Source organism: Azospirillum canadense, assembly GCF_025961225.1.
GTDB lineage: Bacteria > Pseudomonadota > Alphaproteobacteria > Azospirillales > Azospirillaceae > Azospirillum > Azospirillum canadense.
This window is the reverse complement of the sequence record NZ_JAOQNG010000006.1, coordinates 1-14,258: the sequence shown is the minus strand read 5'-3', so window position 1 is coordinate 14,258 and position 14,258 is coordinate 1. Positions and strand designations below refer to the sequence as shown.

The following is a 14,258-nucleotide window of genomic DNA, read 5'->3' as shown; positions in this document are numbered from 1 at the left end:
CGGACGTCCTGGACGTTGCAAGAGGGCGGGAGCGCGGGCCGGAGAGTAGCGGGACCGCCCGTCCCGGGCAACGCGTCTGAATGTCCCGTGCCGCGGTTATCCTTGCAGCCAAAGCCCGAGATAGCCGTTGCCCTGCACGGTGCCAGGCAGCGCCGCGACCGCGCCGACCGCCTTGCCGGCCAGCGTCAGGCTGGCGTCGATGCGCCCGTCCCCGTCGATGTCAATCTGGGCGGTGGCGCCCTTGTAGCCGTCGGCCCCGTTCATCTCCGCCCAGGAGAGGGTCGACCGGCCGTCCTGCCAGCCCCAGACGGTGACCGTCTCGCCCGCCTCCAGGTCCGTCACGGTGGACCAGACCGGCAGCCCGGTGCGGCCGTCGACGAAGAAGGTGTCCTTGCCCGCGCCGCCGGTGAGGAAGTTCGACCCCGTGCCGCCGTCGAGCACGTCGTCGCCGGCCCCGCCGTCGATGGCGTCGTCGCCACCCAGGCCGTTGATAAAGTCGTTGCCGGCGCTGCCGGCGATCACCTCGCCGGCGCCGCTGCCGATCCATTGCCATTGCAGGGACGACAGGGGACCGGAATAGGACGAGGCTTCCTGCAGGATGCCCTTGCCGGTCGCGCCGTCGGCCACCGCGTAGAAGGTGGTGGGCACGGTCCCGGCCTGGGCGTCGGGGTTGAGGGCGAGTGTCATGTCGCCGAAGGACAGCCGCTCGATGCTGCGCAGGGTGACCGTGCCCTGCGAATTCGCGACGGTCACCTCGCCGGCGCCGTTATGCATAATGCTGTAGGCCTCGGGCGGGTTTTCGAACACGGCCATGTCGATCCCGTCGCCGCCGTCCAGCGTGTCGTTGCCGCCGCCGCCGGTCAGCGTGTCGTTGCCGGCGCCGCCGACCAGGAGGTTGTCGCGCTCGTTGCCGATCAGGAGGTCGTCGCCCGCTCCGCCGACCGCGTTCTCGATCCAGCAATCGTAGGCGATGCCGAGCGTCCTCGGCTCCAGGAGGAATCCCGACGACCAAGCGGGTCCTAAGTCGCTGTAATGGCCGGGGCGCAGGTCGATCTGGGCGGCGGTCGTCTGGTTGGCCCAGCTGATGGTGTCGTTCCCGCCGCCGTCCCAGATGGTCTCGAAGATCGCCTGGCCCGGCGCCCAGGAATAGACGGTGTCGCCGGCGTTGGTCGCCATGTTGGCGCCGTACAGGTATTGCATCGCCTGGATGTCGTCGATCATCGGCGTGGTGGCGAAGCGGTCCTGCCAATAACCCGTTGTCGGCGACGCCCCGACGAAGGACTTGTAGCTCATCACACTGTAGAGCTGGCTGTCGATGGCCGTGGGGGCCGCTGGAAAGGCGGCCCCGCCGTCCTCGTGCGTGTGCTTCAGGCCGAGCGCGTGCCCGACCTCGTGCAGGGCGGTGAGGTAGGCGTAGGAGCCGCCGCTCCAGGACAGAGAAGGATCGGCGAAGGTGGTGCCGAACCAGACGTCCCCCCCTTCGGGCAGGTCGGCTCCCGGCATGACCGTGTAGGCGACTGCCGGCGACGCGCTGCCGCCGATGCGGAGATCGCCGCAGGAGGTGGCCGTGTCGGCGACCTCGGTGCAGTTGATGTTCGCCACCGTGCTCCAGGCGCCGATCGCCTGGCGGATTGCCGCCTCGGCCGCGCCGGACAAGGTCCAAGCGCTGCTGGGATCCGGCGTGGCGTAGCCGTCGCGGTAGGCGGAGAGCCCGGCCACGCCGAAAGAATAGGTCAGGGAAACGCCCGTGCCGGGGGTGCCGTCTGTCCCCCATTTGTAGCCCGACAACAAGGAATCGCTTGTGATGTTGCCGCTCGCGGTAACCCCGGATACGGGATACGTGTAATCAATTGCGCTCATCGCTCGGTATTCCGAAACAAAGATGGGCCGCGCGGAGCGGATGGCTCTTTATTTCAGAATGAATTCGAGGAGAACAATTATTCGAGAGAAAGGCTATCCGGAAGCATTCGCCTCCAGATGGGAGTGTTTAAGGGGGTTCGGTTTCTATTCTTTTGGAAAGAGCGCCAGTTTGCGGGCGTAACTCTGCCGGATTCCGAAAGCCATAGGGGTGCGCCGGGTTGTCTGTGGGCGCAACCGGCCGGGCATTGGGGCGCAAACGGAACAGCGGATCGGATGAGTTGCGCATGAAGGCGGCGCCCCGGTCGGAGCCGGGACGTCTCCCTTATTCATCATCCGCTTGGCATTCCACCCGGATTTTCGCGGTGCCCTGGCCGTTGCGCCCGGGCGGGTGGCGAGTCCGCGTCAGACGAAGGCGTTCTCGACCAACTCGCACAGCATGTGGCCGGCGGCGATGTGCATTTCCTGGATGCGCGGGGTGTCGGAGGAGGGCACGCACAGGCAGACGTCGCACAGTTCCTTCATCCGCCCACCGCCGGCGCCGGTCAGTCCGATGGTGCGCAGGCCGATGGCGCGCGCCGCCTCCAGGGCGGCAACCACGTTGCGGCTGTTGCCGCTGGTCGAGATGCCGACGAGGACGTCGCCCGCCCGGCCGAGCCCGCGCACCTGCCGCGCGAACACCTCGTCATAGGAGTAGTCGTTGGCAATCGCCGTCAGGGCGGAGGTGTCGACCGTCAGCGCCACCGCCGCCAGCGGGGGGCGGTCGCGCAGGTAGCGCCCGGTCAACTCCGCTGCGAGGTGCTGGGAATCAGCAGCCGAACCGCCGTTGCCGCAGAACAGCACCTTGCCGCCCGCCCTGAGGCCGTCGATCATCAGCGCGGCCGCGGCCGCGACGGAGTCTGCCTGCTCGGCGAAGGCGGCAAAGTTGCGGGACGCCTCAAGCAGGGCGTCGCGGACGCGGGCAGCGGGATGGGTCATAGAGGCTTCCTGGAAACGTCGAGAAGGCGGGTCCTTTGGCCCGCACCATACGATGGCGGCACCCGGCGAAGCCATCAAATCCTCCGCGTGGGGACCGCCGCCTTGAGGCGGCGGAGGAAACGCGGTTGGCCGCAGGCCAAGACTGCTTGTGTTATGTGTCTGCCAGATGCATGCTTCTTCGTATGACAACGCGCTACGCCAAAAACGCCGGAGCGGTGTTTTCCTTGAAGTACCACATCGTGTGGTGCCCGAAGTACCGCCGCTCCGTCCTGACACCGCCGGTCGATGATCGGCTGAAGGAGGTTCTTTGCGACGTTGCCGAAGAGTACGGTATGACGCTCCACGCCTTGGACGTCAGGCCGGATCACGTTCATGTCTTTGTTGAAGCCGATCCGACGCTTGGCGTTGCAGAGATGGTCAATCGCCTGAAGGGGAAATCCAGTCGAGCCCTTCGTGACGAGTTCCCGGCGCTCCGCTCCCGGCTGCCGACACTGTGGTCCCGCAGCTACTTCGCGGCAACGGTCGGAGGCGTCTCGGACGAGACGATCCGCCGCTACATCGAAAGCCAGAAGGGCAAGTGACCGATGCCGGTCCTGAGCGACAAGCACCGCCTTTACCCCAACCGCGCGCAAGTCGCCGGGCTGGAGGCGATGCTTGGCGCGTTCTGCGACCTGTACAACGCCGGCCTCCAGCAGCGCATCGAGGCGTACCGCCGGCAAGGAAGGACGCTGCGGTATGTCGATCAGGCGGCCGAACTGAAGGCGGTGCGCGCCGGTGACGAGCGGCTGTCCAGCTACAGCTACTCCGCCGAACAGCAGGTGTTGCGTCGGTTGGACAAGGCGTTCGCCGCCTTCTTCCGTCGCCGGAAGACCAACGCGAAAGCCGGGTTCCCGCGCTTTCGCGCCAAGAGCATGTTCGACAGCGCGGAGTTCCGCGTCGGCGACGGCCTGACCCTCCGCAAGAGCAAGCGCCTCGGCATCGTTGGCATTCCGGGCGACATCAAGGTGACGTGGCACCGCGACCTTCCGGCCGGCGCGACGGTCGGCGCCGCCGTGCTGTCCCGTTCCGCCGGCAAGTGGTTCGCCTGCTTCCAGGTCACGCTTCCCGATGCGGCAATCCCGCACAAGGACGGCGCGTCGGTCGGTATTGACGTTGGCCTGTCCTCGCTCATCGCCACGTTGGATGGCGAGGCGGTCGAGACGCCGCAGTGGACGAAGCGTGCGGCCCGGAAACAGCGCCGCCTTCAGCGGGCGCTCGCTCGGGGCAAACGCAGCTCCAAGCGCCGCGCGACGGTGCGGCGGAACTTAGCGCGCCACAGTGCGGCCACGGCCAACCGGCGCCGCGACTTCCTGCACAAGCTCTCGCGGTCGTTGGTGGACCGCTACGCCGTCATCGCCCTGGAAGACCTGAGCGTGGAGCGTCTGGCCCGGTCGATGCTCGCCAAGGCTGTTCACAACGCCGCGTGGGGGGCGGATTCAAGCGGTCGTCGCAACAGCCTCTTGGTGCTCTCCCTTATCGATGGATTGGAACAGTTCGTCCAGCGCCTCGGCCGGAGTTTTCCAGCCGAGGGTTTTGCGCGGTCTTGTGTTCAGGGCGAGGGCAACGGCCGCCAGGGTATCGGCGTCATGCACGGTGAGGTCGGTCCCCTTGGGGAAGTACTGGCGTAACAGGCCGTTGGTATTCTCGTTCGTGCCGCGCTGCCACGGACTGCGCGGATCGCAGAAGTAGACGCAAAGCCCGGTGTCGATCCGGATATGGGCGTGTTGGGCCATCTCCGCCCCCTGATCCCAGGTCAGCGACCGGCGGAGCTGGGCGGGCAAGGTTGCGATGGTGCGCGCAATGGCGTCGCGGACGGCCTCGGCACCATGGCCGGCCAGCGCCGGCCCGTTCTTGACACGCGGTCCGCTGGCGTGCCCCGGCATCGGGGGCAGATGAAGCAGCATCGTGAACCGCGTCGTCCGCTCCACAAGGGTGCCGATCGCCGACCCGCCCAAGCCGATGATGAGATCCCCCTCCCAGTGCCCCGGCACCGCCCGGTCCGCCACCTCCGCCGGGCGTTGGCTGATCATGACTTCCGGGGTGATGAAGGACTTGCCCCGCTTGCGGGTCCGCGCCATCGGAACGCGCAGCGTCCGCCCGGTCCGCAGGCAGGCGGTCAACTCGCGGCGCAACGCTCCGCGGCCCTGAATGAACAGCGCCTGATAGATGGCCTCATGGCTGATGCGCATCGTCGGGTCCTCCGGGAAGTCGAGCCGCAGGCGCCGCGCGATCTGCTCGGGGCTCCACGCCTTGCCCCACCGCCGGTCCTGCCGAGGTCCGTGTCGGCGAGCCTTCCAGGCCACGGCCGGTCCGGGGATCGCCGCTCCGTTCGGAGCAACCACCGTGCCGGCCAGACGCTCCTGCACGTAGGCGCGCAGAACCGGATTGACCACCAGCTTGGCCGGCTTGGGCCGGCGCGCCGAGCGGTCGGCGTGCCACTGCGCGGTCGTTGCCCGATACTCCAACCCGCCCGAGCGAGTGGCGGCATTGCGCCGCAGCTCGCGGGAAATGGTCGAGGCCGCCCGCCCCAGCTGGCGAGCGATCTCCCGCACGCCGAGCCCCTGGGCCCGCCGCAGCGCGATCTCCTCCCGCTCCGCAAACTGCAAGTACCGTCCCGACGGCGGCTTCGCCGATGACGCAAACTTCGCTGGTGGCATACCCCCGGCCTCTCGGAACCAACGTCCCCCCACCGCGGGCGACACGCCTGCTATGGATGCCGCATCCTCGCTCGATTGTCCCGTTGCAATCGCCGACCAGAACTGCCGACGATCCTCACGCTGTGCTGAGGGAGGCCGGCCAGGTGACCGCAGAGGAGCTCGTCCAGATCGATCCGATTGCCGCTTCCATATCTTCATCGCAGCCTCCTTCGGCAGGCTGTTGCGACGACCGCTTGAATCCGCCGGGCCAACTTCGGCCGTTCATCGCGTACAAGGCTGAAAGCGCCGGTACGATGCTGGTCGCCGTCGATCCGCGCGGAACCTCGCAAACCTGCCCGGACTGCGGGGCCGTCGTTGCCAAAACGCTGTCCAACCGCACGCACCGCTGTGACTGCGGCTGCGTGCTGGATCGGGATGTGGCGGCGGCGAAGGTCATTCTGCATCGGGCAGTCCACGGAAAGGGGCCGGGACACGGCCTTCGGTCGCCAAGCCAGCGGGTTGCCGCATAGCTTGACCGAGAAGCCGCCTGCTTCAGCGGGCGGAGTTGTCACCGTGCTCTTCTGAAGTCCCTTCCGACAGCCCCGGGGTCAAAGAATTCCGGTGCGCCGCCACGCGGGCAGCTTCCGGTCCAGCAGGTCCGGCAACACCACGGCGAGCCGGTCCCGCATGGCCGCAAAGTCGGTGACCGGGCTGCCGTCCTCGGCCAGCACGGACCGCCCAAATCCCGTGAGCGCCTTCGCTACAAAACCGCTGAGCGCCTGAGCGTCCGTCGGCTGCCCGTTCCGGTCGCCGGTCAGCAAGCCGGCCAGGACGAGGCGATCCAACGAGTCCGCCGCCACACCCTGCCCGATGGCTGGTGCGGCCAGATAGAACAGCGATTCATCGAGTTCCATGCGCCTGGCCACGGCCCGGTTCAGCCGGCCGGTCGCCGCGCGGCCCTCCTCCGACGAGTCCACCAGGGGGTGCGCCTGGTTGGAGGCCACCAGCAATGCCAGGAAGCGCGATAGCGTGCCGAAGTCATGCCGGGCCATCTCCGGCATCGCGGCGATCTCGCCCAAGCTCGGTGCGCCGGCGGCGAGCGCGTCGAGGATCGGCAGGCCGAGCCCCGGATCGTGGCGCAACTCGCCCAGTGGAACCGGGACGGCCAAGCTGGCGTCCTCGCGCGGGACCAGCAGGGTGAAGCGCAGCCGCCTCATCTCTGCTTCCGCCTCCGCCTGGGGCATCGTTTCCGGACCGCGCACGAAGACGTCGCGGCGGAACACCTGGTTCACCGCGAAGTCGCGCACCGTCTCGGCCAGCGTGGGGTCGGCGATCTCCGTCAGGATAGGGCGCAGCTCCGCGCGCACCGCGAGGTCGTCGAAATTCTGCGGGATGGTCGCCGAGCCGGCGTAGCCGAGCTTGGCCCGCGCCAGATCCTTCGCCACCTGGGCGTGGCCCAGCGGCTCCCAATGGGTGTTCAGGTATTCGTGGCTCAGATAGCGGCGGTCCTGCGTCGCCATCATGCCGAGATGCTGCCCGGCCGCGCTGTTCACCGCGAAATAGCCGGCACCGGCCTCGTTCAGCCGGTGGAGGAAGCCCAGCGCCGCGTCGAACTGGCGATCGCTGCGCGCCGGGTTGGCCGCCGCGTGGGCCAGGATCAGCTTCTGCAAGGGCATCAGCGGCGCCCAGCCCGGCTGGCTGTTGTAACTGAGGTAGACCAGCCCGCCCGGCTTCAGCATCCGTTCCAGGATGTCCACGACCGCCCGGCGGTTCTCCGGACTGATCCAGCTGTAGACGCCGTGCAGGGCGATGATGTCGAACCCGTCCCCGGCGTCCTCGGCGGGCAACCCGTCCGCAGCGACCTGCTGAAAGCTGCGCTCGTGGAAGGCGACGTTGGGAAGCTCTGCCTCCTCGGCCAGCCGGCGGGCGCCCGCGATGTGCAGCGGATTGAAGTCGATGCCGGTGAAGCGCCCCTGCGGGTGCGTCGCGGCCAGGATGTTCAGGGTCATCCCCTGGCCGCAACCCAGCTCGCAATAGCGGAAAGGCCGGTCGGTGCGCGGCGGCCGGATGCCCTTCAGCAGACAGACGTAGGAGAGATAGCCGGGAGCCAATTCCCGGTAGGCACCGTGGGTGTAGGCGATGTCGGCGTTGTAGCCGTCGCTCCACGCGCTCATGCCGGGGTCCTTTCGACAAGTCTTTCGTTCGCCAACGTTCCCTGGGCCGGCGTCCGGCCGGCGATCAGGTCGTCGGTCAGGGCGAGGAAGCGGGGCAGGGTGACGGTGCGCAGGTCGTAGTTCTCCACTGCCGTCTGTCGCGCCCGGTCGCGCAGCGCCTGCATGCGGTTGGGATGCTCGAACACCTCGTCGATGCGGTCAGTCAGCCCGGCGCCATCGAAGAAGTCGACCAGCAGCCCGTTCTGCCGATCGCGCAGCACCTCCTCGACCGGGATGGTCGAGGAGCCAATGACCAGGCAGCCGGCCGCCATCGCCTCTAGGAAGGACCAGGACAGCACGAAGGGGTAGGTGAGATAGATGTGGGCCGAGGAGATCCGCAGGATCGTCAGGAAGCTGGAGTAGGGCACCTTGCCAAGGAAATGCACCCGCTCCCGGTCGATACCCGCCCCGACCTCGTCCAGCATGATGTCGCGGAAGGGCCGGCCGCCGGGGGCCGCCTGGCCGTAGCTGACCTCGTCGCCGCCGACGACCAGCACATGGGCCTTGGGGCGTCGCTTCAGGATGTCCGGCAGGGCGCGCATGAAGACGTGGAAGCCGCGGTAGGGCTCCAGGTTGCGGGCGACGTAGGTAATCACCTCGTCCTTGCGCGTCAGCGTCAGGCCCGAGGGCAGGCGCAGCCAGGCGTCCGGCTCCGGCCGTACGATGGTGGTGTCCACGCCTTCGTGGACGACGCTGATGCGGGAGCGCATGTAGTCGGGGTAGAGCGACCACTGCCAGCCGGTCGGGGTGTGGCCCCAGTCGGCAGCGTCAAAGCCCAGCGTGTTGATCGCGTTCTTGGTCCGCACCCGCGGGCCGTCGTTCAGGTTGACCGGCAGCGACGGGTCGAATCCGATGTCGGCCCCGGTCAGGTGGTAGAAGAACTCGAAGTAGGCGAGCAGCGGTACGTCCGGCCAGACGTCCTTCATGTACAGCGTCTCGCCCCAGCCGTTATGGCCGATCATGATGTCGGGGCGGAAGCCCTCAGCCTTCAAGCGCCGGCAGACCTCGTAGACGCCCTGCCCGTAGACGACTGCCTGCTCCAGCTCCTGGAGATAGTGGTGGGTCGACGGCCGCGCTGTGCGGAAGGGCTGGTAGGTCGCGCGCTCCACCCCGGGGATCTGGACGGGGTTGTCGTGCGAGATGAAGACCACGCGGTTGTCGGGCTGCGCCGCCAGATGCTGGACGATGTGCTGGTACTGGCCCGGGAAGTTCTGATGGACGAAAAGGTAATTCATTGCGCGTCGTCGCTTCCGCAGGGGGCCCGCTGCGGGCCGTGTCGTCGTTTGTCAGCGGCCCGTCAGGCCGTGGGGAATTCCCGGGCGATTCCGTCCAGGGCGTTGGCGGGCGCCGGCGGCCGGTATGCTCTGACCTGCAGCTCGTACGCTTCGGCCCGGCGCCAGATCGCGGCGGGTTTGAAGCCCGCCTCCTGCAGCAGCGCTCCTAGCATCCGCGGCGTGAAGCCGGTGCGGTGGGCCATGAAGCGGTTGCCGGCGGCAAGCGCCGGCCCAAAGCCGTAGAGGACGTCCAGAGGGTAGATCGGGCCGACGCCGGACTGGTAAAGCGGCTCGTCGACCCGGTCCTCTGCCACCAGCTTCGCCACCGTCTGGATATCGGGTACGGCCAGCAGGAGATGGCCGCCCGGCCGCAGCACACGCAGGAACTCCCGCAGCGCCCGCGGCACCTCGTGCGGGTCGAGGTGCTCCAAGTTGTGTGACGACCACACGGCGTCCACCGACCCGTCGGGGACGGCAGGCATGTCGGTCATCGACGCGACAATGTCGGGCCTGGCCGCCGGGTCGATGTCGAGCCGCAGCTCCTGCCACTCCTCCGCTGGGAAGACCGTGCCGATGACGGTGATGGTCCGCGGACCGCACCCGACGTTGAGCACAGTCCTGCGAGGGGGCATGGGCGCCGCCGGCCGTCCGGCGGCTTCCAGGCCGGTCAGGTCCGCGGAAGGCTGGGGCATCGGCCTGGATCCGTCCTGGATCAGAAGGAGCGCGGCTGGGCGAAGGCGCCCTGCTTCTCGACCAGGCGCAGCAGGATGCCTTCCAGCGGATCACCAATGGCATCCGACCGGCAGGGGCTGCCGTTCTGCCCCGCGGGCGAGCGGTACCCGCTGACGAAAGCGCCCTCGTAGACGCAGTCGAACCGCTCGGCCGCCGCGCCGCGCAGGCGGATCGAGAAGCCGATCAGCGGCGTGCCGAGGCCGCGGCTACCACACATGTTGCCGCCGGTGATCCAAGGGGTTTCCCAGCCGTTGGCGGTCAGGCCTTTGTACTCGATGTCCTCGGGCGACAGGCCTTCCACTGGAGTGATGGAGAACGCCTCGATCCACAGACGCTGCCCGACGGCGCCGGCCCAGTTGGAATCCGCAAAGCGCAGGTCGCCCTGGCGCTGGACGTGGGCCAGGAGCTCCGCGCGCGGCGCACGGACGGCGGCGGCCGGTGCGGGGGCCATAGCCACGGGAGCGGCGACGGGAACTCCAACAACGGGGGCCGCGACCGACGGCTGGGCGGCTCCGGCCGGCACATCGTCGATGCGAGCGAACTGGAGCGACAGCAGCGCGTTCGTCCGGTCGATGTGCTTGTAGGAGCTGAGAATCACGTTGGCGGTACCGCCCGCGACCTTGATGATGATCGTGTCGCCCGGCTTGGCCAGCCAGTTGCCCGGGACGCTGGACATCATCTCAACGGTGACGCCGGCCGGGCTGTTGGGCGCGGCGGCCAGCTGCACGCTCGGCAGCGGGAACTCGCCCGGCGCCGCGGTAGCACCGCCAGCGGTGACCATGAGGGAATAGAAGCCGGGCGCCAGAGGCAGGGTCTGCGCCGTGGCCTTGATTTGGCTGGACTGAGTGGCTTCTGCGGACGCAACGCTACCGATCATCGACGACCCCCCGCGGGCGTGAAAGGTTGAAAAATCGTGAACAGGCGCTTCCAAATCCGTCATCGGACCGGAAGGCCTGTAATCAGGCCGAAAGGAAGTAGGCCTTTCGATTGCTACGCTATGCACTGTGTGAGCGTCAAGGATACCCAGGAGCGTGTCGTTGATTGTCGCAGGCTCAAGTTCGGATGGCAGCAGATGACCGCCACCCGCACGGCGGATCCGCTCGCCCAGCGCGCCCAGGTCGAAGGCGGCGACCTCCAGTCCGGCGCGCCAAGCGGTGGACAGCGCGTAGCACCAAGTCTCCGGCGAGATGGAGGGCAGGAAGGCGAGATGGGCCTGCTGCGCCCGCACCAAGTCGACGGCTTCATCTTCCGCAAAACGGCCGGTCACGAAGATGCGCCCGGTCTCGAAGAGCGGTGGATCCTCTTCGCTGAAGCCGACGACCACGAACTCCAGCGGCAGGTCGCGCGCGGCGGCGTCCCGCGCGCAGGCGAGCAGGACCTCGTAGCCCTTCTGGATGCCGACGGCGCCAATGATGCAGACGCGCCAGCAGCGTCCCGGCAGGCGCGTCGGCCGGGGTTGACGGGGTGGCTCTACCGCTTCCCAGGGCCGGACGTCGATGGGGCGCGGGTCCGTGTGGCGGGCCAGGCGGGCGGCCACGTCCTGCGTCGGGGCCGTCACTCGGCGGGCGCCGGCGACCAAGGCGCGTGTGCGCCGACGCAGCGCAGTCACCGTCAGGTCCGGGTCGGCGCGGTCGTCCGGGTCGGCGGTGCAGCGCTCGCAGGCGGCCAGGTCCGGCTCTCCGCAATAGCGTCCTGCCCCGTCTACCAGATTCACGCGCGGGCAGATCAGCCCGTAGTCGTGGACGGTGACGTCATAGGGCACGCCGAGCCGCCCCGCTAGGTCGAGCACAGCGGGATCGTGGCCGAGCGTGTGGTGGATCTCCACCGCCGCCGTCCCGGCTTGCCGCAGCACCGCGACCAGCTCGTCGAACTCGGCCCGCGTGCGGAACACCAGGTCGCGCAGCTCGGGCCGGTCCGCCACCTCGATCCGGCAGCGCCGCTCCGGCGGTTCCGCCGCGGCGCCGGTCTGACCGTCCTTGTCGCCGCCGTCCTCATCGTCCTCGTCGTCGGGCGGGGCGTCCGGATCCTCGCCGGTCTCCGGGGTAAGGCGCAGGACGCGCCAGCCCTCCGCGCGCAATGTCGCGATGCGCTCGGCGACGAAGCGCGCGACGCCGCCCCGGCCGGATAGCGTAACCAGCAGGAGGGCCGGAGGGCGCGGCTCCGGTTCACTGGCCATCCAACGGGAGAGATCCAGTCGCCGCCGTGCCGCCAGCAGCGGGTCGGCGGCGATGAAATCCTGCACCAGCGCGTCGTAGCCGGGGTGCAGCCGTTCCAGCAGGCGGCCGTTGCGCGCGGCCAGGATGGCCTTCTGCCGGCCGAAGGACCGGCCGCCGACATGGGCGACGAAGACGTCGGCCGCTCCCAGGTGGCGCCAGCCCAAGCGGCGCGCGCGCAGGCAGAAGTCGTTCTCCTCGCCGTAGCCGCGGCCGAACAGGCGTTCCTCGAAGGGGCCGGTTTCCTCCAGGCAGTCGCGGCGGATGTACATGCAAAAGCCGACGGCCACCGGCAGGTCGACTCGGCCGCCGGCGTTCACCGCGCGGGCCGTCCGGTCGAGACGCGCGGTCTCGTCGAGGGTCGGGGCGAGCGAGCGGGCGTTGCCGGAGGGGTAGCTGAGGATGGTGGCGTCGTTGGACAGGGGCGTGACCGTGCCGGCGTCGTGCGAACTGTGGGCGGCGGCGCGCAGGCGGGCCAGCCAGTCCCCGGCGACCAGAGTGTCGGCGTTCAGCAGGACCACGTCACGGTCCGGGTTCAGGCTGAGGCCCCGGTTGACCGTCGCCGGGAAGCCGCGGTTGCGTTCGTTGCGCAGCAGGGTGATGCGCCCCTCGGCGGCAAGCGCCGCGAGGTCGCGGGCCAGCTCCGGCTCCGGGCCGGCGTCGTCGATGACGATGATCTCATGTGGCGTGCGGTCCTCCCGCGCGGCCGCGAAGACCGAGCGCAGGCAGGCCAGCGTTTCCTCCCGGCCGCGGTAGACCGGGACGATGACGTCCACGACGGGGGAAGGAATCCTCTGTTCCGGCCGACGGGCCGGCGGGGGCTCGACCGGTGTTGTCCGGCGCTCTGGACGGCCCGGCCCGGGCCAGGGCAGAGGGCTGCCGGCGAGCGGCACGTCCCCCGGTCCGGCGGTCACCCACAGGGGGCCGGGTTCGAACCCGCTGCCGTCCAGGTCGAACGCGAAGGCATAGTCGCCGTCCTCGATCCCGAAGGCCTGGGCGGCCTCCATGGGTTGATCGGTGGCCAGCGTGACAGAGCGGCCGGCGGAGTCGCTGACCCGCACCGTCACCCGCTGCGGCGGGTCGCCCGGGCACCAAGCCCAGCCGGACAGGCGCGAGCCCCCGTCCACGATACCCTCGATGACGGCGCTGCCCTCGACAGCGGCGTGACGGCGCGGGTGCAGCGGCGTGCCGAGCAAAGGGCGGCCGTCCAGCGTGACGGACAGAGTCTCGCTTTCCACCTCCGGTCCCAGGGGCAGGGCGAAGCGGACGATGCCGGCCGCCGGGTCGGGCTGGCCGTAGCGGTGCAGAAAGGACGGGCCGTCGAGGGCGAGGAGGGCCCCTCGGCCGGACTCCACGTGCAGGATGCTGTCCGCCCGGACCCGGTCCGGGCGCAGGGCGCCGACGATTCGTAGGCCGAGGTCGGCCGATGCCCATCCCGTGGCGTCGCCGGACCGCAAGGCGTGGTCGGCGAGGTCCGCCAGCAGCGGCGCCACACCCACGGGGAAACGGTGCAGCAGCTGTTCGACGAGCGGGACGAAGCGGTCCATCGCGCCGAGCCGCCCCAGAGCCTGGCCGAGCACGATCGACGCGGTCGGGGTGGCCGCCCGCTCGGCCATCGTCTCCAGCAGGGGTGGCACGTCACCGGGGCGGTCCGCCGCGATTAGCAGGGCGCCGAAAAAGGCTTTGAGCGCGATGTCATTGGGTGCGAAGCGGGCGCTGCGTTCGGCCCAGCGCAGGGCCTCGTCGAGGTCGCCGCGGGCGACGGCGCAGCGGGCCAGGCCAGTGGCGCCGTGTATGTGGCTGCGGTCATCGCGCAGCAGGGCGCGGGCTTCGCGCTCCGCCTCAGCCCAGCGGCCGTCGGCGATGGCGCGCTCCAGAGGTCCCGGATCGGGTTTCGGCTTTTTCGAGGAACTCATGCGTGCGGATCACCCTTACGGGCACGGGATGGGCCGTGGCCGGGCAGCCGGGTCGTGTCGGCGGGCTGCGCCTGCCGTGCCCCCTCGGGGCGCCCCATGATGGAGAAGCCCGAGGGAAATGCACGGCATAAAAATAGACCTGCCGATCGCTCGGCAGGTCTATCCGGGTGTTGCAGGGGCTGCCTGATCAGACAGCGAAGTTGCTGGAGGTCAGGTTGGTGACGCCGGCAACCGTGATCTGCGTGCCATCCGACAGGGAGATGACCGAGCTGCCGCCCGACACCGTGACCTTCGCCGCCGCCTGGGCCGCGGTGAGGCCGTAGCCCTGGACCGCGATGAGGTCGGTGCCGGACTTGAAGTCACCGATGACGTGCTTGCCGCCGCCGAAAACGGTGCTGAA

At 69.2% G+C, this 14,258-nt stretch carries 9 protein-coding genes and 2 pseudogenes; 3 read left to right on the top strand and 8 right to left on the bottom strand.

Annotation, left to right across the window (positions count from 1 at the left end):
- Positions 1–96: 96 nt before the first annotated feature.
- Together M2351_RS26865 and gmhA are read right to left on the bottom strand one after the other, a co-directional pair.
- Positions 97–1,788, bottom strand: coding sequence for a M10 family metallopeptidase (locus M2351_RS26865; RefSeq protein WP_264659118.1), 1,692 nt, complete (start codon positions 1,786–1,788; stop codon positions 97–99).
- Between the two features lie 474 nt (positions 1,789–2,262).
- Positions 2,263–2,835 (bottom strand): D-sedoheptulose 7-phosphate isomerase, encoded by a 573-nt coding sequence (gene gmhA, locus M2351_RS26860; RefSeq protein WP_264659117.1) that lies wholly within the window; start codon positions 2,833–2,835, stop codon positions 2,263–2,265.
- Between the two features lie 182 nt (positions 2,836–3,017).
- Between gmhA and tnpA the strand changes: the two genes are divergently transcribed.
- Positions 3,018–3,416, top strand: a complete 399-nt coding sequence (gene tnpA, locus M2351_RS26855) for an IS200/IS605 family transposase (RefSeq protein ID WP_264659116.1) — start codon at positions 3,018–3,020, stop codon at positions 3,414–3,416.
- Positions 3,417–3,419: 3 nt separating this feature from the next.
- A pseudogene (locus tag M2351_RS26850) lies at positions 3,420–4,292 on the top strand (RNA-guided endonuclease InsQ/TnpB family protein); the annotation flags it as partial.
- Positions 4,293–4,310: 18 nt separating this feature from the next.
- On the opposite strand, the gene M2351_RS26845 reads toward M2351_RS26850, so the two are convergent.
- Positions 4,311–5,729: an IS30 family transposase gene (locus M2351_RS26845; protein WP_264658083.1), complete on the bottom strand. Its 1,419-nt coding sequence runs from the start codon at positions 5,727–5,729 to the stop codon at positions 4,311–4,313.
- Here M2351_RS26845 and M2351_RS26840 point away from each other — a divergent pair.
- The gene (locus M2351_RS26840) at positions 5,675–6,040 is read left to right on the top strand and encodes a transposase (RefSeq protein ID WP_264659115.1); all 366 of its coding nucleotides are present in this window, start codon (positions 5,675–5,677) and stop codon (positions 6,038–6,040) included. The genes M2351_RS26845 and M2351_RS26840 overlap by 55 nt on opposite strands.
- Positions 6,041–6,118: 78 nt before the next feature.
- On the opposite strand, the gene M2351_RS26835 is transcribed toward M2351_RS26840, so the two are convergent.
- The 5 genes and pseudogenes from M2351_RS26835 to M2351_RS26815 form a co-directional block, all read right to left on the bottom strand.
- Positions 6,119–7,684, bottom strand: a complete 1,566-nt coding sequence (locus tag M2351_RS26835; protein ID WP_264659114.1) for a class I SAM-dependent methyltransferase — start codon at positions 7,682–7,684, stop codon at positions 6,119–6,121.
- Positions 7,681–8,958, bottom strand: coding sequence for a glycosyltransferase family 4 protein (locus M2351_RS26830; protein ID WP_264659113.1), 1,278 nt, complete (start codon positions 8,956–8,958; stop codon positions 7,681–7,683). Before M2351_RS26830 ends, M2351_RS26835 begins: the two co-directional genes overlap by 4 nt.
- Positions 8,959–9,020: 62 nt before the next feature.
- A complete protein-coding gene (locus M2351_RS26825; protein WP_264659112.1) occupies positions 9,021–9,689 on the bottom strand; it encodes a class I SAM-dependent methyltransferase in 669 nt (222 codons plus the stop codon).
- 20 nt (positions 9,690–9,709) lie between these two features.
- Positions 9,710–13,858 carry a glycosyltransferase gene (locus M2351_RS26820; protein WP_264659111.1) on the bottom strand — a complete coding sequence of 1,383 codons (4,149 nt, stop codon included), beginning with the start codon at positions 13,856–13,858 and terminating at the stop codon, positions 9,710–9,712.
- Positions 13,859–14,045: 187 nt separating this feature from the next.
- Positions 14,046–14,258 (bottom strand): annotated as a pseudogene (locus M2351_RS26815) (calcium-binding protein); the annotation flags it as partial.